The following is a 22,930-nucleotide window of genomic DNA, read 5'->3' on the forward strand; positions in this document are numbered from 1 at the left end:
TTAACTTTTTTGCGGCGATTCACTGCTGTTCTCGCCACGTACCGCATTTAACCCAGCCAGAGAAAAAAGCTTGAAATGCGCAGTCAGCGCTTGCGTCTGCATCGCGACAATTTCCTGCACAGGGCCAGGTATACGGTTCCCTGCCACCATCAGCATCATGCAGGGTGCCACGACACTGAGCATGCAGGGAAGCAGGCGGGGATCATCCTCTGCAAGACCGGCGGCTTCCGCAACAATCCGCCTGACTGACTGAATTTTTCCTGCACCTTCTGAGTTGATAAAATCACCGAGCTGTACCGAAGGAGATAACAATTCGCGCGCAAATACGCGTCCGTGCCAGTCATTCGGATTGCTGAGTTTCGCCAGAAACGTTTCCAGAAATACACCCAGTTTATCTTCAGCGGGAAGGTCTGATGCCGCTAACTGAGCGAGCTGATTGCCATCCAGGTAATGATGATGCGCCAGTGTCAGTACAGCCAGATATAGCCCATCTCTACCGCCAAAGTGATAGTTGATCGCTGCCAGGTCAACATTGGCCTTTTTGGCGACCTCTTTGTTAGTGGTCTGAGCAAACCCCTTCTCAGCAATCAATTCCCCTGCTGCCTCCAGAATGCTCTCGCGGGTGATATCGCCATCGCTGCGTCGTGCTCTGCCCATTATTCAAAATGCCCGGATAAGTTATTTATGACCATATGGGGTTTATTATCGCACAATTAAAGTTTAAATTAAATTTAAACTAAGCCTCGGGGAGCGTCAGGACGCAATGCCTATGAACAAGAAAATCATCGCTGGAGGGGGCGTGGCGGCGCTTATCGTTGTCGCAGGCGCTTTCTGGTTGTTTGGCAGAAACAGCCAGGATACGGGTCAACTGACACTGTTTGGCAATGTCGATATCCGTCAGGTTTCACTGGCATTTGAGAATAATGGCCGGATCAGTACGGTTGCCGTTGATGAAGGCGACCACGTCAAAGCCGGGCAGATTCTGGCTACGCTGGATACCAAAGCGCTGGAAATTCAGGAACAACAGGCTGTGGCCCAGTTGGATGTTCAAAAGCAGACCGTTCGTGAGCAGCAGGCGGGCGCGCGTCCGGAAGAAATCGCACAGGCGAAAGCGCAACTGGCATCCGCTCAGGCGCAACTGCAAAAAGCCACTGAGGATATCACCCGCATCCAGCGGATTTCAGCCACCACGGGCGGTAAAGGTATCAGCAAGCAGGAGCTGGATATGGCCAGAAGTTCCCTGCTCGTTGCACAGTCGAGTGTGAAAGAGCGGCAGGCTAACCTCACGTTAATGGAAAAAGGAGTCCGAAAAGAGCAGCGTGAGGCATCGGTCGCTCAGGTCCGCGCCACACAGGCCCAGCTGGCACTGATGCAGTATCACATTTCTCAGGCCGAGTTACGTTCTCCTGTTGACGCAGTGGTACGAGCCCGTCTTCAGGAGCCGGGTGACATGACCGGACCTCAGAAAGCCGTCTTCACTCTGGCACTGAGTGAACCCAAATGGGTTCGGGTATGGCTGAGCCAAAATGATCTTGGCCGGGTGAGGTCAGGCATGACCGCCCAGATCAGGACCGACTCCTTTCCTGATAAACCCGTGCAGGGCAAAGTCGGCTTTATCTCTTCTGTCGCCGAATTCACCCCAAAATCGGTTCAGACCGAGGAATTACGCACCAATCTGGTATACGAAGTGCGAATCGTTGCTGAAGACCCGGATGATGTATTGCGTATGGGGCAGCCAGCAACGGTCACTGTCAACACTCAACCAGAGAAACAACATGATGCCACTCACTGATCGTCAGGACGTGGTGGTTGCCCAAGATTTAGTGCGCGAGTTTCCTGCCCCTGGGAAAAATCGGCCAGACCTGCGTGCGCTGGATGGACTCACGTTGAGGATTCATGCCGGAGAAGTGACGGCGCTCGTCGGGCCGGATGGTGCTGGCAAGACCACCTTCCAACGACTGATCGCCGGACTGTATACCCCCACATCGGGTACCCTGACAGTTCTGGGGACCGATGTGGTTGCTGACCCGCAATCTGTGCAAAACCGCATCAGTTATATGCCGCAACGATTTGGCCTTTATGAGGATCTTAGCGTGCAGGAGAATCTTGACCTGTATGCTGACTTGCATGGTGTTCCTGGCGGGGAAAGGCAGTCACGTTTTGCCCGTTTGCTGGCTATCACTGACCTTGATCGTTTCACCGCCCGTCCGGCGGGAAAACTCTCTGGCGGTATGAAACAGAAACTGGGTTTGGCCTGTACCCTGGTGCGCTCCCCGGATTTGTTATTGTTGGATGAACCCAGTGTCGGCGTTGATCCGCTTTCCCGTCGCGATTTATGGAAAATTATTGAGCAACTTGTCCAGGAAGAAAATCTGAGCGTTATCATCAGCACAGCTTACATGGATGAAGCTGAACGATGTGCTCAGGTTTACATTATGGATCAGGGTAAAATTCTCGCGTCTGGCACACCAGACGAGCTTCGACGGGTCGCCAATGGCAGCACCTGGCAGGCAATTCCTGCATCCGGCATCAAATCACGGACTTTGCAGGCCCATTTACTTGAACAACGGGAAAAGATTGCTGACGCAGTCCCTAAAGGGAACGCAGTCAGGTTTATTTGTCAGTCCCCTGATGATACATCAACCCCTGCCGGGATAAACGCCACACCACGCGAACCTGAGCTTGAAGACGGCTTCATGCTGTTACTGCATCGAGCGCAATTACAGGAACAATCCTCCACATTCTCTGCCCCGGTGAAGCCAGAAATGGTGTCATCCCGTGATTCCACAAATGACAGCGATAATCCTGTCATCCTTGTAAAGGATCTGGTCCGTAAGTTTGGTGATTTTACTGCGGTTGCCAGCACCTCTTTTGGCGTAAAACGTGGGGAGATTTTCGGTCTTCTCGGACCGAACGGTGCCGGAAAGACCACCACTTTTCGCATGCTGTGTGGGCTGCTGCCGGCGACCAGTGGTCAGCTGGAAGTCGCCGGAATGAATCTGCGAACCGCAAGAGCAAAAGCGCGCGCCCGAATTGGCTATGTGTCACAAAAGTTTGCGCTGTACGGCAATCTCAGCGTCAGGGAAAACCTGACATTCTTTGGCGGTGCTTATGGCTTGTCCGGGGACGTGTTAACTCGGCAGATTGAAGCCTCTCTTAAACAGTTCAAACTCAACCCTGATGCTATCAGTGGTGAATTGCCGGGTGGGTTTAAACAACGTTTGTCGATGGCTGTCGCATTATTGCATCAACCCGAAATCGTCTTTCTTGATGAACCCACCAGTGGTATCGACCCGCTGGCCAGACGCCTTTTCTGGTACACCATCGGAGAGCTGGCAGATAAGGGGATCACCATCATTGTCACCACTCACTTTATGGAAGAAGCCGAGTATTGCGACCGCATAGCGATTCAGGATGCCGGAAAAATGCTGGCACTGGGTACCCCAGAAGAAGTTAGACAATTTGCCGGGCTGCATCACGATGTCGATATGAATACTGCATTTATTGCGATTGTCGAGAATGCACGAGCCAACGCCACAGAGAGGGGGTCATCACATGCATGACTCCACATTCTTTCATCGTCTTATCTCGCTGACACGGAAAGAGACACGCCAGTTGGTTCGTGATAAAAGCAATCTGGCCGTGGGTTTCCTGTTACCCGTAGTGCTGATTCTTCTATTTGGTTACGGTATTTCTTTCGACCTTGCCAATGCCCGTGTTGCTGTCGTTCAGGAACAACATACTCCGCAAAGCTATCAGGTGATTAGCGCATTGCAGGGAAGTCGCTATCTGTCAGTGCAGGAGTATCCAAACTTCGTTACGGCACAGATGGCGCTGCAACAGGGGAAAACGGATGCCATTGTGCGTATTCCTGCAGATTACGCGCAGAGTAGTCGCGTTGGCACAGGACAGTTGCAGGTAATCCTGAATGGGGCGGTGACCAGCGTCGCCTCTGCCGCTCAAAGTTACATTACCGGGGCACTGGCCGTGCAGTCTGCCGTTGAATCAGACAGACAAAATAGCCCCTCGCTGGCTGGCTCTGTTTCTATCGAGCAGCGTATGTGGTTTAACGAAGCCAGCAACAGCACCTGGTTCATCGTTCCTGGCATCATTGTCCTGATTCTGACGCTCATTGGTGCCTTTCTTACCGGGTTACTGATAGCCAGGGAGCGAGAGCGGGGAACGCTTGAAGCGTTGTTTGTCACTCCGGTTCGCCCTCTTGAACTTGTACTCGCCAAACTTGCCCCGTATATGGTGATAGGCACGGTTGACCTGATAATGTGCCTTCTGGCGGCGCATTATCTTTTCGACGTCCCGATCCGTGGCTCTCTGTTCGCTATCATCATCGCCTCTTTGCTCTACCTACTGGTGGCACTGGGTATGGGACTGGCAATTTCTGGGTTTGCACCGAGTCAGTTCATGGCAAGTCAGGTGGCACTGATTGCGAGTTTTATGCCAGCCATGATGCTGTCAGGATTTGTCTTTGATCTTCGCAATTTGCCGGTGGCAATCCAGATAGTCAGTCAGATCCTGCCTGCCACACATTTCATGTCATTGATAAAAACGCTTTTCCTGGGGGGGAATGACTGGCCGTTATTTTTCCGCCAGTGCGGCATTCTTCTGCTTTACGCAGTGCTGCTGATTAACGCTTCGCGGATCTCGCTTCGTAAACGGTTGAGATAAAAAGATGACGAATTCATTAATACAGTGGCTGCGACATCTTAGCTTTCTGATAAGAAAAGAAATGCTGACAATCATCAAAGAACCCGCCAACCGGGTGATCCTGATTGCACCCGCATTTTTGCAGGCCGTACTCTTCGGTTATGCCGCAACCTATGATGTCAATCATGTTGACTACGCCGTCCTGGATCAAAGCAGAAGCCAGTCCTCCATCGAGATTCTGTCGCATCTTGATGGCACAGGTGTGTTTAACCGTACTGCGACCCTGACTTCATCTGCCCAGATAGCGCAGACTGTCATGGACGGTAAAGCGCTTATGGTACTGACTTTCCCGCCCGATTTTGAAAATAAACTCAACCAGGGCTTAACATCCCCCATGCAGGTAATTCTGGATGGGCGTAACTCTTCAACGGCCGGGGCCGCTGCGAGTTATATCTCTGCGGTAGTCACTGGCTTCAATCAGAGAAGTGCTGACCCTTCTGCCCTGAACGTCGTGGTCAGAGCCTGGTATAACCCCAATTTTGAGTCTCGCTGGGGAATAATGCCCACCCTGATTGCGGCTCTCAGCATGATTCAAACCCTGTTACTTTCTGCTCTGTCTGTCGCCAGAGAACGGGAACAGGGAACATTTGATCAGTTACTTGTGACCCCTTTTACCCCCATGCAGCTCCTGGTTGGCAAAGCCATACCACCTGTACTGGTGGGCCTGGTACAGTCCACGATAATTTTACTGATCATTCTGTTCTGGTTTCGGATACCGATGAACGGCTCGTTACTGGTGCTCTATACCGGCCTGTTGTGCTTCAACATTGCTGCGGTTGGTCTGGGGCTGTCGATTTCTGCTGTTTCCATCAATATGCAACAGGCGATGCTTTACACCTTCTTGCTGATTATGCCGCTCATGTTGCTTTCCGGGCTGCTTACCCCGGTACAGACCATGCCTGACTTGCTCAATACCCTCACCTATGCCAACCCACTGCGCTTTGCCATCGATCTGGTGCGACGGGTCTATCTCGAGGGAGCCGGGCTAGCTGATATCGCCTTTGATTTTATCCCTATGCTTGCCCTGGCTGTTGTCACTATGCCGCTGGCTGCATGGTTGTTTCGTAACCGACTGTACTGATGCAGGAAAGAAGATGAATCTCAGTGTTTCCCACTTCAATCGTCATTCGTTGTCCGCTGCGGCAACGTTGTTGGCGATGGCACTCGTTAGCGGTTGTACCGTTGGCCCTGATTTCAAAAAACCCGAGCAGAAAGCCCCAGCCGACTGGACAAGCTGGCGTAGTGCTGATCCTGCGTTGCTAAATGTTCCCGGTGCCGCTGCGGTGGCTGATAACCAGTGGTGGAAAAGATACGATGACCCGACACTCAATATGCTGGTTGAAAAGGCCCTAACTGCCAGTCCCGATATCAGAACTGCCGCGCTTCGGTTTGCCAGCGCACGCGCACAGCAACGCATCACGTCGTCGCAACAAACACCAAATGTCAATGCAACAGCCAGTATCACCCGCAATCAGCAAAGCGAAAACAGCCCTTCGACCAGAGCGTTAAAAGAGGTTCTGCCCAATCCCGATGAGCTAATCACGCTGATGACCGATCCCTACAACTGGTATCAGGGAGGACTGGATTTTAGCTGGGAAATTGATTTCTGGGGGCACGTCCGGCGCGCCATTGAGGCTGCCGAAGCTGACAGCGCCGCGCAGCAGGCACAGCTTGAATTTGCCAGATTGAGTATTGTTGGTGATGTGGTTAACAGTTACTGGAACTTGCGGGGTATTCAGCAGCAAATCCGTCTGGCAAAAGATGATGAGAGAGCACTTGATGAGCGTCTGTCGTTGATACGAGCACGAACGTTGAGTGGAGCACAGGATAATACGGATCTTGAACGGCAACGCAGTGAACTGGCCGCGACGCGGGCAAATCTGATTGAATTACAGGCACAGGAGGGTGTGACGACAAATCAGCTACTTCTGCTGCTGAATGAACGTCCTGGTGCATTGAAAACGTTGCTGCAATTCAAACCTGACAGCTTACAGGCAGGCAATCTGCCTCCTTTACCGTTAGGTATCCCCTCAGTGGTCGCGTCAAACCGACCTGACATCAAAGCTGCGGAAGCGCATCTTCATGCTGCCACAGCCCGAATTGGCGTGGCTGAAGCAGAACTCTACCCCAGTATCACAATCGGTGCCCGAATCGGGATGGATACCTACAGCGCGGGTAATTTCGGTGAATGGGGCAGCCGAAGTTGGTCCGTTGGGCCAAGTCTCAATTTACCGATTTTCGATCGAGGACGGCGTAAAGCGACTGTCGTATTGCGGGAGACGGATCAGCAACAGGCCGCTGTCGATTATCAGAAAACTGTCCTGCGAGCGTGGCAGGAAATCGATGACGCATTGAGCCGTTATAGCGCAGCCCAACAAAAACTCGCTGAACAACAAACGCGGGCTGAGAGTTCTGCTCAGGCTCTGGCTCTGATTGAGGCACGCTATAACGGCGGATTAACCAGCTTTATTAACGTCCTGGATGCCCAACGTAGCGATATTCAGGCACGTCAGGCATTGGCGATGGGCCAGCGAGATCTTAAGACGGCATGGGCGGCGGTGAATCGTGCTGTGGGTAACTATCCACGTTAATTCACGCCAGCAATGCAAGATTTTACACCTCAAAAAAATCAACTTTGCCACCCACGAGGTGATACATGCTGCCAACAATTTTAATTTTCTTCTGATCTTCCAGATTTTTCAGTACCGGGCTATTTTTTCGAATATTTAAAATGGTTAATTCAACATTTTTCCTGGCGACCGCATCGACAAAATCATAATTACTTCCCTTACGCTCACCACTGTATGTCGTTTTTTCAATCGCGGGTTTAATTTCATCAAGTAATCCCGTCAGATTTCCTAACTCGGCATTATCAATGGCTCCCCGAACCGCACCGCAGCTGGTGTGGCCCATCACCAGTACTAACTTCGCCCCGGCGACTGCACAAGCAAACTCCATGCTGCCCAGAATGTCCCGGTTGCTGATATTGCCCGCAACGCGAGCATTAAACGTCTCCCCAATCCCCGCATCCAGCACAATCTCAGCCGGTGCGCGCGAGTCAATGCAGCTGAGGATCACGGCTGCCGGATATTGGCCCGCAGCGCTACTGCGTTTCTGCGCCAGATAATCATGCTTTGCAGGCCGGTTTTCCCGGAAACGCGCATTGCCCTGCCTGAAATGCTCAATAACCTGATCAGGCGTCATCGCATCACGTTCCGCTTTGCTAAGCGATGCTGCCAGGCTGATAGTGGGTACTAATAAACCGGCCAGTCCAGTGATCGAGAGTGCGGATACCGCAAGGGTATGTTTCAATAATATCCGACGTGATGATTGATTCAGGGGGTTATGGCTCATCATGTACTCCTTGCAAGGTTGAAATGTATCATTTCAGGCAAGCCTGAGTGCCGTTAATACCCGGCACGCTTACTTAACAGATAAATCAGTACATCCTCGTCTATCATGACAAGATGATGGGTAATACCCGGTGAAATTAAAGATGTCGATATCCAATGATATATCAGCCTGGCATAAATTGCGCTTTCATCACCTGTTAAAATAAAGTCAGATAATGCAGTGGCATTTTCTTGCATTGTTTCCTATGAAAATAACTTTACCTGGTGACACGGAGTCTGCCCTTGTCATTATTCGTGCATTTTACTCATTTTTCAGGCATATGATTATCGCTCTGATATCGGGATAAATATAAAATCAGTACCAATGCAAAGTTGGGAGTAGTGAAATTTTTCTGAGGGAAATTTATTTAAAGCGAACCGCTGACGAAAGCCTTTCATCGGCTTTGCTGTTTGAAATATCAGCCATTGGGAATGTTGTCACACCCAACGACTCCGCATCCCCTGCATCATCCGGGTTAATCTGACATTGTCGCAATATGGTAATGCCAGCTTATGTATCAGCAGGTCTCCAGCTGGCAGCGATTGTTCCCCCGCTCGTGTCACACTGCGCTGTTCCAGAAGCGCGTTCAGGGCTTTGAGAAGATTAAAATCTAACGCCTGCAAATCCTGTTTCATTTTTTACCAGCATTGATGAATGTTTAGTGATGAGCGGAAAATACCCATGTGACGCAGTGAGGAAGCATAACCTGGGAAAGCTCCCTGAACAAAAAAATGGGCCAGTGAATATCACTGACCCATTAACGTGAGCAATTACCCGATACGTTTATTTTGATAAATTAACTTATCTGGCGCAGTTTTCTTCTACGGCGGAAATAAACGACAAGGCCAATGACGATCAGCACACCCACTCCGCCACCCGCGATCAGCAAATAACCCGGGATAACGGTGACATTATTGTCACGCAAGGTTTTCACCGCAGCAGCGTCAACATTATCTCCGCCATTACCGTATTGATTGCGCACATAGTTGGTTAACGTGGCAATTTGGGCGTCGGTCAGATTGTCACCGAATCCCGGCATGACGATGTGATCCCCTGCCCCATTCTCACGGTCTATCCCATGCAGAATCACCTGCACCAGATTGTTCGGCTTATCGGACCCGACAACACTGTTTTGCGACAATGAGGGGTAGTATCTATTTTCGCCAATGCCCTGCCCGGCAGTACCGTGGCAGCTCGCACAGTTACCGTTATATAACACTGCACCCGAAGGCGAAGCATCATCAATCGGCATACCACGCACATCCTGTGTGATATTGCTTTGTGCATCCTGACCGGCAGCCGAGCGGTTGCGGGTGGATGTCTGCTGTGCCGGCACACTTTTGATATAGGTCGCCAGTGCGCTCATATCTTCCGGGGTCAGGAAACGCAAGCTATGCGAGATAACATCAGCCATGCCGCCGCCCGTGGTCGCCTTGCCGGGCAGTGCCCCGGTACGTAGATATTGCATCAGATCGTCATGGCTCCAGTTACCAATACCCGACACTTTATCTGATGAGATGTTAAACGCCTCCCACCCATCGACCATCGCCCCGGCGTAGGCTTTGTTACTCAGTCCCATTGCGAGGTTACGTGGTGTGTGGCACTCCTCACAATGTCCAAGCGCCGTGGCGACGTATTTCCCGCGGTTCCATTCGGCAGATTGCTGCGGATCGTCTTCAAAAGGCTTGTAGTGGAAATTGATTAAATTCCATCCCTTGAGCGTCAGGCGCTGGTTATACGGGAAGCCCATTTCGTTTTCCGGCGGATTATGGTTAACCCCCTGGAGCGACATAAAATACGCATACATCGCATGAATATCAGCGTCAGTCAGCTTCGAGTACGACGTGTAAGGCATTGCCGGATAGAGGTTTTGCCCGTCGGCACGGATCCCGTGTTTTAGTGCATTGCTGAACTGTTGTTCCGTCCAGCGACCAATACCAGTGTTTTTGTCCGGGGTGATATTCGAAGAGTAAATCACGCCAAAGGGGGTTTTGAACGCTAACCCACCGGCAAACGTCGTCCCACCGGGCGCGGTATGGCATACCTCACAGTCAGACGCTTTGCTGAGATATTCGCCCTGCCGGATTAAATCCTGCGTTGCGCTAGCGGCAAAAGTTGCGGAGCAGAAAAACAGGCCAGCCAGAGGAGCCATCAGTAACGATGCTCTGAGTGATAAGCGCATCATACGTGTTTACACTCCTCGATCAGTTTATCCGCGAGTCTCATCGCCAGGGCAGAAAGAGTCAGCGTACAGTTAACGGTACCGGCGCTCGCCATCACACCACTGGACGCGACAAACAGATTTTGGTGATCGTGTGTACGTAAATCTGCATCAACGACTGAATCATTTGCATCATTGCCCATGATCAGCGTCCCCATAATATGGTTGTTATTGAAATACTTATCATCGTGGCGAACTTCTGTGCCACCAAACAGGCTGGCAATGTGATCAAAGTGCTGATGCGCGACATCACGGGCTTTATTGATGTAATCGTTAATAAAATAATGCACGCCCGGTTTTGGAATCCCGAGCGCATCTTTTCTGTCCTCAACCGCCACAATTCGGTTATTACGGTCTGGCAGAATGTCGAAAAAGGTGTTCACTGCGACCCAACGCGATGCATAGTCGCGCACCATAGCGGGTAGCTCTTTGCCTGAAATTCCCTTGCTTAACAGATAATTACTGACGGCCAGCGTCGGCGAGTAGTTACCCAGGTTAATCTTCATGGCGGAATATTCAGAACGGAACGCACCGTCGCGCAGATTGTTAATGCAGCTAAGACGCATCGGGCCACGTCCCGGCCACATCGGTTCTTTGCTGAGGAAGTAAACCGATGTCCCAGGATGGTCCATCAGATGACGTCCGACGTTATCGGTGGTGTTGCCGATACCGTTCGGGTACTTGTCACTTTTGGAGATCAGCATCAATTTCGGGGTTTCGATGGCATTGGCAGCCAGTACGAAAATTTTTCCTGTAACGCGGAAGCTTTCACCGTTCGGATCTTTGTACAGCACCGAGGTGATATTGCCTTTTTCATCGTGCTCGATTTTATAAACCACCGCGTTCGGCACTAACAGCGAGCCAGCACGTTCTGCTTTACGCAAAGCCGTCTCGCCGGTGTATTGCGCTTCAATCGGGCAGATGGGCATGCAGTTACTGTTACCGCAACAGGCAGGACGGCCATCGAACGGTTGGGTGTTACGCGCAGCCGGTTCGGTGATCAGGTGATAGCCATTTTGATCAACCACCTTCTTGAAGGCCTTATCAAAGTCAGACAACGGCAGCGGGGGCTGCGGATACGGTTTACTGCGCGGGGACCCGGTGTCGTCGGGACCACCAACGCCCATCTCGACTTCTGACTCGTAGTAATAGGGTTCCAGATCATCGTAGCTGATCGGCCAGTCGCGCCCGACACCATAAAGTGATTTGAGCTTCATATCATTGGGTAATAAACGCCATGCCTGAGCCGACCAGTGCCAGGTAGTACCGCCCGCGACACGCAGGTATCCCGCCTTGTAAGGCTCCGGGCCATACTGAATAAAATAGTCGTTATCTTGTGGTGAATATTGCGGGTGAGGTGCATGTTGCGTCGGCGGATAAGGTGACTGAAAATCGCCTTTGAACGGAGAATTACGGTAGTTTTCGACGATTTTCCATCTTTCGATACGCGGACCCGCTTCCAGCATCAGGGTATCAATCCCCGCTTTCTGTAACTTTTGTGCGATCTGAGAGCCAGCAATCCCCGAGCCAACGATGACGACGGTGGCTGAATGCGTTGTTTTCATCAATTATTCTCTTACAGGCTTTTAATGACAGGCGGCTTGGCCCAGTAATGCGGTTCACCTCTGGCGTAGGTCGGGAGTACCACAACATCGGCAATCGGGGTGTACATCAGCGCATATTCATACGCGACCACTTTCGCCTCTTTCCCGCTACCCACAATCCCTAATTGCCAGGCGCGCAAAATATCGGTGAACAACGTCTGGGTATTCTGATCAACACCCTGTAAAGCCTTTTGCATATCAACAGAACGCATGTCTGCATTCAGAATTTTATTCAGTGTTGCTAACTGGTTTTTTAATTCTGCATTGCGACTTTGCATCAAGGTAAAAATGCGCTGCCCAAGGGCGTTATCCAGTTTGGGATAGCCGCAAATAACCTCAGAGACGGTCATAAAAGCGGTAAAAATGGGGTTTGAACGCATGCCAGCATCTATTGCCCAGGCAACCTGTCCGGGAAGTAAACTGCTGGTTGCACCGAGTACCGTGGTTGTTGCCAAAAGCTTGATGAATCGCCTTCTTCCCGCGGGACTGACGTCAATCGACATACTCATATTAATTTGCCTTGCTTAAATTTTTAGACTTGCCTTTTTGCATCTATTGAATATTGTAATGTGCTGTAGGAGCAGCAATAAATGTCTAAATTCAGAACAAACAACTGGAAAACAGACACTTAAAGTTACATTGCTTTGATTTTGTTATTGCATTGTTTTCATCCCACAACGTCGGTCAGGCAGACCCATTCATGCGAAATGGTCCCCTTAGTCTTCATGTGGGTAGTATTATGATTTGATAAAAAAATGTGATCCAGATAACTACAATGTTAATTTGATAAGCAAATGCTTATGAGAAAAAGATGGCTGATACGTTAAAAAGATTAGAATATTTCACCTGTCTCGCCGAAATTGAACATTATGGCAAGGCAGCTGAGAAGCTTGGAATTGCTCAATCAGCACTCAGTCAGCAAATAAAAGCGCTTGAGCTGGAAGTGGGATTTCGCCTGTTTCAACCGGCCGGCAGGGGGATATGTCTCTCTGCGGCGGGCAGACATTATCACCAGAGCGTTATTGAGTTACTTGAGAATCACAAGCTTGCCATTGAAAAGGCAAAAAAAGCCGCATCCGGAGAGATGGGAAAGGTCACGATAAGTCATGTAGGGACGGCTCTGCTGGATGAGAAGTTTCTCAATCTTTTAAAAGACTTCCGTCGTCATTATCCTGCTATCGAAATACAACTGATTGAACTCGCCATGCCAGAGCAACTTACCTTGCTTCGTAAGCAAAAAGTGGATTTGGCAATCATTCGTGGGCCTTATCCTTTATTACCGGAAGGAACGCTCAATTGCACATTCTCGGCGCAAAGGCTTTGTGTGGCGATGTCACCTAATCATCCCCTCGCCTCCCGACAATCACTGTCAATGAAGGATCTGGAAAATGAATCCTTTGTGAGTTATCAGGAACCGGATATTCAGGGCATCAGCGGTGCGTTAATTCAACTTTCCCATCAGGCCGGATTTAATCCAAGAATAGAATGGCGAGTCTCAGCGGTAAATAATAGCCTTGGCCTAGTCAATGCGTGGATGGCCGTCAGCTTGGTTCCGGAAAACATTATTTCCTACAGTATTGGGAATGTTGTTTTTCGCCCGCTGGAGGACGCTAACGCATTGACTCAGCTTATTTTTGTCTGGAATCATGATCAAACCAATCCTGTGCAGAAGTTAATGACTGATTTTTTCAGAAACTACTCGACAAAATAATATCCGGCCACGAAACGGCCAGTTATAGCCTTATGGTTCCCGGATCACAGGAGGCTAACACAAGGGCACGCGCCGGGCCGCAGCAGTGCTGAGGTGATTGAATACTCCCCCCTCCGCAGGTTCGGACGGCATCCGCGTGAATCTTCAGGACCGATTGGACGACATCAAGCCGAACTGCCTCAGGCCCTGGTTACTGCTACACCAGAGGATACGGAAAGCTCGCTGTATCCTAACCCCTATATCCCTTACTCGAAGAAAATTACGGCTTCAGTTTTTCTCTTGTAGTTGATCTTTTCGCCACTCTCACAGAGGAAACTCAGCGAAAAATGAATGACTGGTTCGATCGAATACTAAGACCACACCAGTGATTATAGAGGCAAAGCCCCACCAATCGTTGCAACTATGAAATGATAGATTTCATTCTTTGCTGTTTTGCCTCCACCGATGTTTGTTTATTGTTGTTGCACGCCACCGATACAGGTCAGGCACAGACAACGACAGGAGCATCCTCATCATGAAAACAGCCGTGCAATTACTTCAGAGCTACCTCGACAACATTCAGGATCCTAAGGCTGCCGCCGCGCTTTTTGCCGCAGATGGCGTGTTGGAACTCCCTTACCTACAGACGCTGGGGCTGCCGCATCGGGTGCAGGGTCCAAAAGAAATCGAGGCGTTTATCGCCGGATTATTGCAAAAGGTGCCTGATTTTCGCTTTCGCAATATCCAGTTTTTCATCGATACCCCGACACAGGCATTCGGCGAATACAGCGTTGAAGCTGAAATAACGGGCACTGACCGTCTGTATAAACAAACCTACGCCGGTCGATTAGTGGCTGAGGATGGAAAAATAAAACTGTTGCGTGAATCACTGGATACGCTGGCCGCATGGCGTGCGTTTAATGGAGATCAGCCCGCCTGAATCAGTAAATAAGCGGCAGGCAGAAATCAATTTTTAAGTTAATAACATCCATCATCAGAGAATTTCTGGAGAAAAAAATGAGTGCAAATACCCCCGATGCCCGTATCTCGTCTGCGGGCGATCACGATAAAACGCAAGCTACCGAAATCATTGTCAGCGCTTATTATCGCGTGCATCCGGATGACCGCCAAACGTTCATCAATGCCGTAAAGCCTGAGATGCAGGCCGCGCAGCAACTGCCGGGATGTGTCTTCTATGCGTTTTCACAAGACCTGGTCAACCCGGACGCTTTCCATCTGTCCGAAGGATGGGCTGATATTGACGCCTATGAGCGCCATGAACATTCAGCAACCTTTTTACAGGCATTGGCAACGGTAGTTAAAAACGTGCGCATTCTGCATCGCGAGGGCATCCGTTATGACGTGGCAAAACAGCATATTGATGATCCCCGTGGCAAGGTTTCATCCTGACACCCGCTACTCAATCGATGCGTGACGTTGATTTTCAGGGAAGAAAGACCTCTCTTCCCTGAAACGAGGCACTTAACGCCAGAGTTTTTTGCTGGCGATATCCGCACCCGCACGCATCGCGCGGAACTTCTCACGTACCACAGTCGGATGAACTTCGGGTTTGTACGTGGCTTGTGAAGAGAAGCCACAGTCAGCACCCGCAATGACGTTCTCTTTGCCGACGCGGTCTGCGAAGCGAATCAGGCGTTCAGCGATCAGTTCCGGGTGCTCAACGGTATTGCTGGCGTGGCAAATAACACCCGGGATCAGACGTTTACCCTGCGGCAGTTTAACCTCTTCCCAGATGTGATATTCGTGCTCATGGCGCACATTGCCAGCCTCGAATGAATAATCCGCCACATTGATGTTCAGCATATAACGAACAAACTCAATGAAGGGCACATCGTGAATACGCGGGCCTTCATTGATGCTGTAGCAGGTGTGATAGCGGATTTTCTCAGCCGGGATGCCGCGCAGCGCATGGTTGAGAATATCAACGTATTCATTGGCTTTAGCGATGATTTGCGTGTTATTCAGGTGTGGATCAGCAAACAAATCCGGCAGGAAAGGATCATCGATTTGCAGACCAAAACCGGCATCGATGATGGCTTTATATTCCACCCGCAATGCTTCGGCGACTGCCGAGAGATAATCCCCTTCCCGCTCATAAAATTCATTGCTGCCGACGCCTGTTGGGGCGACAGAAGGCACGAAGGCACTCAGCGCATGGGCGTTTTTCGCGGCATCGCGCAGGTTGGTCAGGTCGCGCTGCAACTGCGCCACACCGTGATAAGCAATCGGTCCGGTACAGGCGACCGGCACGAATGGTACGAGGTTGCCGCCCAGCATCGCTTCGCCAAAATATTGCTTATAGTATTCCGGGAAAGCGTTCACCTCGGCATCAAAGGCGGCATAGCCTTGGCCGGGGCGCGGTTCAAAACCGGCAATACGGTCGCGTACATAAGCGAAGAAGCCCACTTTGGACATCTCACCGTCTGCAACGATATCGATGCCATCGGCAACCTGCTGTTGCACCGACTCAAAAACAGCATCGCGGATCTTCGTTTCCAGCTCGGCGCTATTCTCTGCGCCCTGAATATTGGCTTTCATGGCATCCAGCAGTGTCACCGGACGAGCCAGGCTGCCGACGTGGGTGGTTAAAATACGGTTTTCAGCTGACAAAATGTTCTCCCTGAAGCAGGTAGGTTTGCACATCGATTCTTAAGAGGAAGGCTTCAATCCTTCGTTTTTCATCGCCATACCAGAATACAAATCAGGAACCTTGTCAAACTAATCATTAGCACGATCATTACTCAGCAGGTTCGGGCTATCCTCTGGTGAAAAAAACGGGTTAACATCAACTTCTTAAGTTCATGGTTACAGGAACATGCAATGAATCAGTATTTCACTTCAGTGGAGCTTGAGAAAGCTTATCGCCTTATTAATCATGGCCCTGCAACCCTGGTGTCTGCCTGTCATGATGGCATCACCAATGTTATGGCGGCATCCTGGGTTTGCGGGCTGGATTTCAAACCGGCCAAACTGACGGTTGTGCTGGATAAATCAGCGTTTACCCGTCAGTTAATTGAGAAGAGCAATAAGTTTGTCATCCAGGTGCCTAACGCAAAACAAGCCGAAATGGTGCATTACCTCGGAACCCATTCAAAAGCGAACAACCATAATAAACTGTCGGATGTTGGCGTTGAATGCTTCTATGTTGATGGTATCGAGCAGCCTCTGGTCAGCGGATGTTCCGCCTGGTTGTACTGTGAGCTTATCCCGCTTGAAGCGAATCAACGCGATCACGATCTGTTTATTGGGGAAGTGAAAGCCGCATGGGCGGATAGCCGCATCTTCCGGGATGGACACTGGCAGTTTGAAACGGCGGCGGATGAATGGAAGAGCTTACATTACATTGCCGGAAAACATTTTTATAAAACCGGCGAAGCCTTAGACGTGAAATAGTCACAGATATCCACTTTGGGGGAATGCGCAGCGCGTCGCCCCCATAGCATATTCATTAGCAAGGTGCGTTGTGGACCGATATTGAACCCTATGCGCCACAAGGGTTTGCCTCACTCAACTTTGTCAACTCCCGTCACGGCTGGCACCTTATGGTGCCAATCGTCCATTGCCAGGCACTAATGCAATGGCCTTTGCGTTTCACGATGGTGAACACGACACTGCATCTGCCGGGCGAACGCCGCAAAGTGAATCGTGCTACGGCGCGGCAATCCGGGCTGCTGGTCAGTGATGATGTGGCGGAACAGCTGGGGTTGGGCTGAAGGCCATACCAAAGCCTGTCATTCTATGAGCGTGAATAAGGTGTTGTCAGGTCCGTTGATCGAGGTCAGATAAAGTTTCCGCTTTTGCTGCCGATGCTAACCCCCATAAAGACTATGACTTTAAGGATGCAGAATGCAGCAAAAATTAAGCCTGGCCGTTCTGGCGACAACATTATTATTGGTCGGATGTACCTCAAAACCCGTTCCTCCGAGTGAAAAGCTTGTCCAGACACAAACTGTAACCTCAGCAAATCAATCGCAACTTGCCGTTGAAGGTTGGCAAGACCTCGAAACGAATTACAGCCGCCCTTCTGACACCCAACTGCATTATGTGACTCAGGGCGACACTTCCAAAGCTGCTGCGCTAAAAACACTACAGTTTGTTTCAATGATGTTTGTGGGTGGCCAGATTCAGAGTTTTGGTAAAGAGCAGCTCAGAGGGACGGAAGTGGCTGGAGTGATGAATCCATCCCTCGCATACCTTACGCCACGAGTCAGCGAGATCCTCAAAACCGAAATGGATCATCGGCCAACGCAAAAATACGATAAGCCACTGATTATCAAACCGTTAACCTGGAAGCTGATATATAAAAACTTGTCAGGCGGCGATGACAATTATCAATTGGTTATGAGTACCACACTGACACGCTTCGTGAGCGATAATGCAGGGCACGCGACATTCCAGCAAATTGACTGCAAAGCTGATACCACCACGCCCGAATTTACCCTCCCGCAATGGCAGGCTAATAACTATGCCAAAGTAAACGAAGTCACGCAGAAAATTATGGATCGCTGTCTGGTGAAATTCACCAGTGAGGTGAAATCCTTTTTTATCATGAATCCTACCAGCTGATTAAATGCCCTGGACTGCCCCGTGCCTTAGAAAAAGGCACGGGGCAGCGTTTTTTTAACTAATATCTGGCTTATATGGAATAGGCATCGGCTGCTTTTGGTTCTCAGTGTTGAAACACTGCAACATGTTGTCGGTCACTACGGCTATTTATTCCCGGAAGTATTCACACAGCGCGTTAAAGAAAACATTACAGCGCTTTTCCCTGGCACGCGAAGCATCATAAAGCAGATGCATCGCCTGTTCGGGAATTCGGTATTCAGCCAGTAAGGCTACCAATCTTCCGCTGTGCAGCAGTGGGTGAAGTGCTTTTTCGTAGCCAATCAGTACGCCAGCCCCTTTTAATGCCGCTTCCAGCATGGCACCCCAATCATTCACCGTTAAGCGGGAGCTTACCTCAATGTTGCTTTGCCCATCCTGACTGGCAAAGGGCCAGAGATGGGTTGAGCCAGCTTCCTGCCAGGGGGAAAAGCCAATGCACTGATGATGTCTCAATTCGGTAGGATGTTGTGGCTTGCCGTTCTTAATCAGGTATTCAGGTGACGCGCAGACAATGAGCCGATATGCCACCAGGGGTTTTGCGACCAGCCGCAGGTTTTTGTCTAAATCCCCGATGCGGATCACCGCATCAAAGCCTGCCACTGATGCATTAATGACGTCGTCCGCGAGCGTAAGCTCAATATTGATATGTGGATAATCCTCGATGAATTGAGTGAGGAAGTTGACCAGGGCATAGCGCCCGAAGGTCACCGGCGCATTGACCCGAATGGTTCCTGCTGGCACCTCAGCCGTTCCGCTGGCTTCGTTTTCGGCGTCATCAATGGCCTGCAAAATGGTCAGACAACGTCTGAAGTACTGGCTCCCCGTGGACGTGAGGCTCTGTTTTCGCGTCGTTCGGCTTAACAGACGCGTCGCCAGTTGCTTTTCAAGGGTTGCGATGTGGCGTGCCACCATTTGCGGCGACATGCCCATCTTTTCTGCTGCCGCGACAAAAGAACCCATTTGCACCGCAGCAACAAACACTCGCATCCCGGTTATCTTGTCCAGCATTAACAACTCCTGGTTGTTTCATTGTTCGATTTCAGTGCATTTTAAATACTCACGATGCTCATTACACTCGATATCAACAGTTAACAAATGAGAGACAGATCATGAGTATTTATATCGTCAGAATGGATCATCCGGCAGGCACGCAATGGGATGCGTTCGTAAGGGAACATGTGCTTTACCTTAAAGAATTGATTAACCAGGGGAAGCTCATCGCATCGGGACCACTAAAAAATACGCCGCTGCGGGCAGGTTTTCTGATTTTTAACGCGGCAAATCGTGATGAAGTCGCAGCGATGGTTAATGCCGATCCTTTTGCGCGTGAAAATCTGATTGCTGAGTTGGATATACAGGAATGGGACCCGCTGTTTGGCCAACTTACTGGATTATCCACGCGCACCACGGTGAGTGAGTTACAGGATCTTGTTGATTAGACGGTTTTCAGGCTGGAATAGCTTTCATTGCCAATATCTTGTCCTGTATCGGTATGTACGTACACCTGGCGGTACGCAAAATACGCGTAACTCTTCAAGGCATAATTCGATTCAGAAACTGATCGAATAAAGGGACTGTAAACGCGGTATCGCCATGCGACGGGCTCCAGATCATCCCCTTGTCGATCAAGCTTTGTCGCACGGGTCCCAATGACTTAACGTTCTTGTCCAGCTCACTGGCAATATCACCGGATCGGTGTGGACCTGGTCCTAATATTGCCATTGCTTTCAGATACTCTTTCTCTTTCGGCGTTAAGCGGTCAAATCGGACCATGAAGAAACTGGCATCGAGTTTGGCTATCGTCTCAGGCGTTGCCAGTTCTACATCTTCTTTAGTAATGGGTGACACATCCGCAATATTCCAGGTATGGCTGCCCCATTCCTGGATGAAATAGGGATAGCCGTAGGTATTTTCGAAAATGCAGTTAATGGCATCATCATTAATTGATTCGTTTTCCGCCTCAATGGGTTTTCTGATAGCCTCAATACAGTATTCTTTATTTAAAGGACCGATATCAACAAACTCAAAAAGCCTTTCAGCGTATGACTTAGCGTCACCCATCCGGCCTCGTAGCTGAGGAAGACCCGCTGCGACAACGGTGATTGGATATTTTTTTTGCGCGCAGCGGTGTAACGCGGAAATAAGCGCGGACATTTCTTTTTCCTGAATATATTGAAGTTCATCAATAAATATCACCAGCGCTGTTTTGGCCTTTTGGGCGGCAATTCCCACTTGCTCAAGGAGCGCCGTGAGATCAATTTCTAGATCGCCGTTATCCGCTAAGCCTGGCTCTGGGGCAAGATCTAATCCAACCTCAATATCGTTGTAGGTGACCTTCAATTTCGAAGCGAATCCTGCAAGTGCAGCCAAACCACGCTGAGCCAGATCTTTAGCTTCTTCAATTCTGCTTAATCTCAGCAACGCAGTGCGAATATCAGGTGCCAGCATGGCCGGAAGTGACTTTCGTTCAGAGGCTTCAATGTTGATGGTATGAAAGCCATTATCTTCTGCAGTCGTCAAAACTGTTTGCAGTAACACCGTTTTACCCACTCCACGCAGCCCAACGAGAATGACGCCCTGACTGTTTCTGCCTATGCGGATACGCTCGAGGTTTTCTGCGATTTTGGTCTGAATCGCACCCCTTCCGGCCAGTTCCATTGGTACGGCTCCTGCTCCAGGAGAGAAAGGATTCATTACACGGTTCATGGCTTTCCTATAAAGTTTAGGAGGTTTATGAAAAAAAGATAAACACCATAAACTCAATATAACTCATCGTTGATTGTTTGCAAAATACCAGACCGCTTGCCCAGTCCATCTGACGCCATGAATGTGTCATTATCTGGTCAGCTATTTGTTGGTCCTGGTGGATAGAGCGTGAGGGATCAGCGGCTTACCAAACCAAACTGCCGTTGTAGCGCAACGCTGCCCTTTTCGGTGATAGTCACCTCCCGATAGCCGGGCGTGGTGGCGACCCAGGCCTTTTGCCGGAACAGCGTCAGCAGCGCTGCACCGGCGTCGCCTCCCAGATGAAAGCGCCTTTCGCTCCAGTCGAGGCAGGCGCAACAGCTTTTACGGCGGGATGCAGGATTCAGCACCGCACCCAGATGCAAAAAATGTGTTTTGCCGACAGCGGTCAGGGCAGCCCCTGTTGGCTCCAGCCAGCCCTCCTCCAGCATAAAATCATAAATCTTTACCGCAATTTCACCGGCGAGGTGGTCATAGCAGGTTCTGGCATGACGGAGATGCAGCGGTGTTCGTGATACTGCGGAAGAGGTTGGATTCATCGACACGCCCATCAGCGTTTCGAGCAGCCCGGCAATCTCATGCCCGGCAAGGCGGTAATAGCGATGTCGCCCTTGTGTCAGACAGTTAATCAACCCGTTGCTGAGGAGCCGCGCGAGATGACCGCTGGCGGTGGATGGCGCAATGCCTGCCACCGCGCTAAGTTCGGTCGCGGTCCAGGCGCGGCCATCCATCAACGCGCAGAGCATACTGACCCGTGACGGGTCAGAAATGGCTGCGGCAACGGCGGACATGGCGTGTTCAAGCGAACTCTCCGGCACGTCGTTAGATGCGGTTTTCAGCAGGTTCATGCAGAGGTTGTTTCCCATTCACGCGTCACTTCGGCTGCCCGATCATCATTGTCCGTGACAAGGATAAGCCGGTTACTGTGATCGCTGTACTGTACCCATATATTCACCCCGCTGCGGGCAATTGCATCGGCAATTTCCCCTAATTCACCGGGACGTTCCTGGCGTAATTTTCTGATCAGTGGACGACAAACGTGCCTGACATCAAAGCCCGCGCCAGTAAGCACCTGACGGGCTTTTTCTCCGTCCTCAACCAAAAAGTGAGCATGTCCTTCTTCAGCGGTTGAAAACATCCCGCCCCCTTCCAGGCCAACACCGTTTTTCCCCAACAGTTTACCCAAAGCCGCCAGCGAGCCAGGGGTATGCTTAAGAACGACGTGAATATCATACATGGTGTGACGACTCCTGATCTGACGAGTAATCCCGCAATACGTTAGCAACGCGAATTCTGTAAAACGCAAAAATCGAACTTTTACCCTCACGCTGGGCAGCCTGATGCATCATGTTCTGCTTCCAGCGGGCTACCGCTGCTTCATCCTCCCACCAGGAGAGGGAAAGTATCTTTTCGGGTGTATTCAGGCTCTGAAAACGCTCAATGGCGATAAACCCAGGCGTATCTGACAACAAAGGTTTCAACTCTGCGGCAAGTTGCAGATAGCGCGCCTGGGCAGCGGGTAAGGCCTCAGCTTCAAAAAGAACGGCAATCATTTCAACACTCCATCACTAAGATGGCGTCAGTTTATGCCTGGCAGAAAACGATGCTTCGGTCGGCAGCGAAATATGGCTGCACCTCAGCACCAACAGTGATACGAGAATCATTATCGTTTGACATGTTTTGCCAACGGTTGCAAACTCTCGTCACATTTGAACTTCGTCACAAATTACAAACACGAAGAAACCATATTTTTAAAGTCATTAACCTGATTAATTCAAATCCACAACATTTGTGGGTTGGGTATTCCTGCGCCCAAAAATCAGGCAACAAGTGGCAGATTCACAACCAGGGAGGTGTTGAGACGAGATAAATAACCTTAATAAACAGATAACTATAAACATTCTAATTAATGCTGGGCTTTCGTCGCTT

Annotated in this window: 23 protein-coding genes; 12 read left to right on the top strand and 11 right to left on the bottom strand. The window is 50.3% G+C overall.

All coding sequences use genetic code 11. The features are described from left to right. Positions 1 to 657: a TetR/AcrR family transcriptional regulator gene (locus tag PAT9B_RS25910; RefSeq protein ID WP_013512245.1), complete on the bottom strand. Its 657-nt coding sequence runs from the start codon at positions 655 to 657 to the stop codon at positions 1 to 3. 112 nt (positions 658 to 769) lie between these two features. Here PAT9B_RS25910 and PAT9B_RS25915 point away from each other — a divergent pair, with 112 nt between their 5' ends. From PAT9B_RS25915 to PAT9B_RS25935, 5 genes are read left to right on the top strand one after another with little or no spacing between them, the layout of a single operon-like run. Next, positions 770 to 1,792 carry an HlyD family efflux transporter periplasmic adaptor subunit gene (locus PAT9B_RS25915; RefSeq protein WP_013512246.1) on the top strand — a complete coding sequence of 341 codons (1,023 nt, stop codon included), beginning with the start codon at positions 770 to 772 and terminating at the stop codon, positions 1,790 to 1,792. Continuing rightward, positions 1,776 to 3,563: an ATP-binding cassette domain-containing protein gene (locus PAT9B_RS25920; protein WP_013512247.1), complete on the top strand. Its 1,788-nt coding sequence runs from the start codon at positions 1,776 to 1,778 to the stop codon at positions 3,561 to 3,563. Before PAT9B_RS25915 ends, PAT9B_RS25920 begins: the two co-directional genes overlap by 17 nt. After that, complete coding sequence (locus PAT9B_RS25925; RefSeq protein WP_013512248.1) at positions 3,556 to 4,683, top strand: ABC transporter permease; 1,128 nt, start codon at positions 3,556 to 3,558, stop codon at positions 4,681 to 4,683. Before PAT9B_RS25920 ends, PAT9B_RS25925 begins: the two co-directional genes overlap by 8 nt. 4 nt (positions 4,684 to 4,687) lie before the next feature. Continuing rightward, positions 4,688 to 5,803, top strand: a complete 1,116-nt coding sequence (locus PAT9B_RS25930) for an ABC transporter permease (RefSeq protein WP_013512249.1) — start codon at positions 4,688 to 4,690, stop codon at positions 5,801 to 5,803. Positions 5,804 to 5,816: 13 nt separating this feature from the next. Continuing rightward, positions 5,817 to 7,313 (top strand): efflux transporter outer membrane subunit, encoded by a 1,497-nt coding sequence (locus PAT9B_RS25935; protein WP_013512250.1) that lies wholly within the window; start codon positions 5,817 to 5,819, stop codon positions 7,311 to 7,313. Between the two features lie 22 nt (positions 7,314 to 7,335). Here PAT9B_RS25935 and PAT9B_RS25940 read toward each other — a convergent pair whose 3' ends face one another. The 4 genes from PAT9B_RS25940 to PAT9B_RS25960 form a co-directional block, all read right to left on the bottom strand. Further along, positions 7,336 to 8,076, bottom strand: coding sequence for a carbonic anhydrase (locus PAT9B_RS25940; protein ID WP_013512251.1), 741 nt, complete (start codon positions 8,074 to 8,076; stop codon positions 7,336 to 7,338). An 835-nt stretch (positions 8,077 to 8,911) separates the two neighbouring features. Continuing rightward, positions 8,912 to 10,300: a c-type cytochrome gene (locus PAT9B_RS25950; RefSeq protein ID WP_013512252.1), complete on the bottom strand. Its 1,389-nt coding sequence runs from the start codon at positions 10,298 to 10,300 to the stop codon at positions 8,912 to 8,914. Next, positions 10,297 to 11,901, bottom strand: coding sequence for a GMC family oxidoreductase (locus tag PAT9B_RS25955; protein WP_013512253.1), 1,605 nt, complete (start codon positions 11,899 to 11,901; stop codon positions 10,297 to 10,299). Before PAT9B_RS25955 ends, PAT9B_RS25950 begins: the two co-directional genes overlap by 4 nt. An 11-nt stretch (positions 11,902 to 11,912) precedes the next feature. Then, complete coding sequence (locus tag PAT9B_RS25960; RefSeq protein ID WP_013512254.1) at positions 11,913 to 12,449, bottom strand: sugar dehydrogenase complex small subunit; 537 nt, start codon at positions 12,447 to 12,449, stop codon at positions 11,913 to 11,915. Between the two features lie 302 nt (positions 12,450 to 12,751). Here PAT9B_RS25960 and PAT9B_RS25965 point away from each other — a divergent pair, with 302 nt between their 5' ends. The 3 genes from PAT9B_RS25965 (at position 12,752) to PAT9B_RS25975 (ending at position 15,040) form a co-directional block, all read left to right on the top strand. Beyond that, on the top strand, positions 12,752 to 13,651 hold the full coding sequence (locus PAT9B_RS25965) for a LysR substrate-binding domain-containing protein (protein WP_013512255.1): 900 nt from the start codon (positions 12,752 to 12,754) through the stop codon (positions 13,649 to 13,651). Between the two features lie 514 nt (positions 13,652 to 14,165). Continuing rightward, positions 14,166 to 14,570, top strand: a complete 405-nt coding sequence (locus PAT9B_RS25970; RefSeq protein WP_013512256.1) for a nuclear transport factor 2 family protein — start codon at positions 14,166 to 14,168, stop codon at positions 14,568 to 14,570. Positions 14,571 to 14,647: 77 nt separating this feature from the next. Continuing rightward, a complete protein-coding gene (locus PAT9B_RS25975; protein WP_013512257.1) occupies positions 14,648 to 15,040 on the top strand; it encodes a putative quinol monooxygenase in 393 nt (130 codons plus the stop codon). A gap of 72 nt (positions 15,041 to 15,112) precedes the next feature. On the opposite strand, the gene PAT9B_RS25980 is transcribed toward PAT9B_RS25975, so the two are convergent. Further along, positions 15,113 to 16,261, bottom strand: coding sequence for a methionine synthase (locus tag PAT9B_RS25980; RefSeq protein ID WP_013512258.1), 1,149 nt, complete (start codon positions 16,259 to 16,261; stop codon positions 15,113 to 15,115). 210 nt (positions 16,262 to 16,471) lie between these two features. Here PAT9B_RS25980 and PAT9B_RS25985 point away from each other — a divergent pair, with 210 nt between their 5' ends. From PAT9B_RS25985 to PAT9B_RS25990, 3 genes are all read left to right on the top strand, one after another. Continuing rightward, complete coding sequence (locus PAT9B_RS25985) at positions 16,472 to 17,044, top strand: flavin reductase family protein (protein WP_013512259.1); 573 nt, start codon at positions 16,472 to 16,474, stop codon at positions 17,042 to 17,044. Between the two features lie 68 nt (positions 17,045 to 17,112). Next, positions 17,113 to 17,364 carry a hypothetical protein gene (locus tag PAT9B_RS30810; RefSeq protein WP_150105886.1) on the top strand — a complete coding sequence of 84 codons (252 nt, stop codon included), beginning with the start codon at positions 17,113 to 17,115 and terminating at the stop codon, positions 17,362 to 17,364. A gap of 133 nt (positions 17,365 to 17,497) precedes the next feature. Further along, positions 17,498 to 18,217 (top strand): hypothetical protein, encoded by a 720-nt coding sequence (locus PAT9B_RS25990; protein ID WP_013512261.1) that lies wholly within the window; start codon positions 17,498 to 17,500, stop codon positions 18,215 to 18,217. A 147-nt stretch (positions 18,218 to 18,364) separates the two neighbouring features. Here the strand turns inward: PAT9B_RS25990 and PAT9B_RS25995 are convergent, their stop codons facing one another. Next, positions 18,365 to 19,264, bottom strand: a complete 900-nt coding sequence (locus tag PAT9B_RS25995; RefSeq protein ID WP_013512262.1) for a LysR family transcriptional regulator — start codon at positions 19,262 to 19,264, stop codon at positions 18,365 to 18,367. A gap of 101 nt (positions 19,265 to 19,365) precedes the next feature. Between PAT9B_RS25995 and PAT9B_RS26000 the strand changes: the two genes are divergently transcribed. After that, entirely contained in the window at positions 19,366 to 19,695 is a 330-nt protein-coding gene (locus tag PAT9B_RS26000; protein WP_013512263.1) for a YciI family protein, read from the top strand. 94 nt (positions 19,696 to 19,789) lie between these two features. Here the strand turns inward: PAT9B_RS26000 and PAT9B_RS26005 are convergent, their stop codons facing one another. The 4 genes from PAT9B_RS26005 to PAT9B_RS26020 all read right to left on the bottom strand — a co-directional run bounded on the left by PAT9B_RS26005 (position 19,790) and on the right by PAT9B_RS26020 (position 22,554). After that, a complete protein-coding gene (locus tag PAT9B_RS26005) occupies positions 19,790 to 20,962 on the bottom strand; it encodes an ATP-binding protein (protein ID WP_013512264.1) in 1,173 nt (390 codons plus the stop codon). Positions 20,963 to 21,138: 176 nt separating this feature from the next. Then, a complete protein-coding gene (locus PAT9B_RS26010) occupies positions 21,139 to 21,849 on the bottom strand; it encodes a helix-turn-helix transcriptional regulator (RefSeq protein ID WP_013512265.1) in 711 nt (236 codons plus the stop codon). Continuing rightward, positions 21,846 to 22,238: an amino acid-binding protein gene (locus PAT9B_RS26015; RefSeq protein ID WP_013512266.1), complete on the bottom strand. Its 393-nt coding sequence runs from the start codon at positions 22,236 to 22,238 to the stop codon at positions 21,846 to 21,848. Before PAT9B_RS26015 ends, PAT9B_RS26010 begins: the two co-directional genes overlap by 4 nt. Next, positions 22,231 to 22,554 carry an antibiotic biosynthesis monooxygenase gene (locus tag PAT9B_RS26020; RefSeq protein WP_013512267.1) on the bottom strand — a complete coding sequence of 108 codons (324 nt, stop codon included), beginning with the start codon at positions 22,552 to 22,554 and terminating at the stop codon, positions 22,231 to 22,233. Before PAT9B_RS26020 ends, PAT9B_RS26015 begins: the two co-directional genes overlap by 8 nt. Between the last annotated feature and the right edge of the window lie 376 nt (positions 22,555 to 22,930).

The organism is Pantoea sp. At-9b, from assembly GCF_000175935.2.
Classification (GTDB): Bacteria; Pseudomonadota; Gammaproteobacteria; order Enterobacterales; family Enterobacteriaceae; genus Pantoea.

Bases quoted from the DNA above. Each gene is read 5' to 3' on its own strand.
- PAT9B_RS25910 (WP_013512245.1), bottom strand. From the start codon at position 657: ATGGGCAGAGCACGACGCAGCGATGGCGATATCACCCGCGAGAGCATT.
- PAT9B_RS25915 (WP_013512246.1), top strand. From the start codon at position 770: ATGAACAAGAAAATCATCGCTGGAGGGGGCGTGGCGGCGCTTATCGTT.
- PAT9B_RS25920 (WP_013512247.1), top strand. From the start codon at position 1,776: ATGATGCCACTCACTGATCGTCAGGACGTGGTGGTTGCCCAAGATTTA.
- PAT9B_RS25925 (WP_013512248.1), top strand. From the start codon at position 3,556: ATGCATGACTCCACATTCTTTCATCGTCTTATCTCGCTGACACGGAAA.
- PAT9B_RS25930 (WP_013512249.1), top strand. From the start codon at position 4,688: ATGACGAATTCATTAATACAGTGGCTGCGACATCTTAGCTTTCTGATA.
- PAT9B_RS25935 (WP_013512250.1), top strand. From the start codon at position 5,817: ATGAATCTCAGTGTTTCCCACTTCAATCGTCATTCGTTGTCCGCTGCG.
- PAT9B_RS25940 (WP_013512251.1), bottom strand. From the start codon at position 8,076: ATGAGCCATAACCCCCTGAATCAATCATCACGTCGGATATTATTGAAA.
- PAT9B_RS25950 (WP_013512252.1), bottom strand. From the start codon at position 10,300: ATGATGCGCTTATCACTCAGAGCATCGTTACTGATGGCTCCTCTGGCT.
- PAT9B_RS25955 (WP_013512253.1), bottom strand. From the start codon at position 11,901: ATGAAAACAACGCATTCAGCCACCGTCGTCATCGTTGGCTCGGGGATT.
- PAT9B_RS25960 (WP_013512254.1), bottom strand. From the start codon at position 12,449: ATGAGTATGTCGATTGACGTCAGTCCCGCGGGAAGAAGGCGATTCATC.
- PAT9B_RS25965 (WP_013512255.1), top strand. From the start codon at position 12,752: ATGGCTGATACGTTAAAAAGATTAGAATATTTCACCTGTCTCGCCGAA.
- PAT9B_RS25970 (WP_013512256.1), top strand. From the start codon at position 14,166: ATGAAAACAGCCGTGCAATTACTTCAGAGCTACCTCGACAACATTCAG.
- PAT9B_RS25975 (WP_013512257.1), top strand. From the start codon at position 14,648: ATGAGTGCAAATACCCCCGATGCCCGTATCTCGTCTGCGGGCGATCAC.
- PAT9B_RS25985 (WP_013512259.1), top strand. From the start codon at position 16,472: ATGAATCAGTATTTCACTTCAGTGGAGCTTGAGAAAGCTTATCGCCTT.
- PAT9B_RS25990 (WP_013512261.1), top strand. From the start codon at position 17,498: ATGCAGCAAAAATTAAGCCTGGCCGTTCTGGCGACAACATTATTATTG.
- PAT9B_RS25995 (WP_013512262.1), bottom strand. From the start codon at position 19,264: ATGCTGGACAAGATAACCGGGATGCGAGTGTTTGTTGCTGCGGTGCAA.
- PAT9B_RS26000 (WP_013512263.1), top strand. From the start codon at position 19,366: ATGAGTATTTATATCGTCAGAATGGATCATCCGGCAGGCACGCAATGG.
- PAT9B_RS26005 (WP_013512264.1), bottom strand. From the start codon at position 20,962: ATGAACCGTGTAATGAATCCTTTCTCTCCTGGAGCAGGAGCCGTACCA.
- PAT9B_RS26010 (WP_013512265.1), bottom strand. From the start codon at position 21,849: ATGAACCTGCTGAAAACCGCATCTAACGACGTGCCGGAGAGTTCGCTT.
- PAT9B_RS26015 (WP_013512266.1), bottom strand. From the start codon at position 22,238: ATGTATGATATTCACGTCGTTCTTAAGCATACCCCTGGCTCGCTGGCG.
- PAT9B_RS26020 (WP_013512267.1), bottom strand. From the start codon at position 22,554: ATGATTGCCGTTCTTTTTGAAGCTGAGGCCTTACCCGCTGCCCAGGCG.